We start from the raw sequence: 563 nt of genomic DNA on the forward strand, positions 1-563 counted from the left end.
GAGCGGATCTTCTCCTCCAGGAACTTCATCATGGAGGACTCGTTCAGGACGGCCTTGGTCTCCTGGTACAGGAACGACTTGTTGGCCGAGCCGCCGCCCTTCGCCATGAACAGGAACTTGTAGGCACCGCCGTCGGTGGCGTACAGCTCGATCTGCGCCGGGAGGTTGGAGCCGGTGTTCTTCTCCTCCCACATGGTGAGCGGAGCCATCTGCGAGTAGCGCAGGTTGAGGTTCAGATACGCGTCGTAGATGCCCTTCGACAGGGCCGCCTCGTCGCCACCCTCGGTGAGCACGTTCTGTCCGCGTTTGCCCATGACGATCGCCGTGCCGGTGTCCTGGCACATCGGCAGCACGCCGGCCGCCGCGATGTTCGCGTTCTTCAGCAGGTCGAGCGCCACGAACTTGTCGTTGCTCGACGCCTCGGGGTCGTCGATGATCCGGCGGAGCTGCGCGAGGTGGGCGGGGCGCAGATAGTGCTGGATGTCGTGGATCGCCTCGGCGGCGAGCTTGCGCAGCGCCTCCGGCTCGACCTTGAGGAACGTGCGCCCGTCGGCCTCGAAGGT

Annotated in this window: 1 protein-coding gene; it reads right to left on the reverse strand. The window is 65.2% G+C overall.

Annotated features, from left to right (window positions below; all coding sequences use genetic code 11):
- On the reverse strand, window positions 1–563 hold a 563-nt coding region (locus G6W55_RS38175; protein ID WP_175525124.1), incomplete at both ends, for a fumarate hydratase.

The sequence above is a fragment of the Streptomyces sp. CAI-85 genome, assembly GCF_013363615.1.
GTDB lineage: Bacteria > Actinomycetota > Actinomycetes > Streptomycetales > Streptomycetaceae > Streptomyces > Streptomyces antibioticus_B.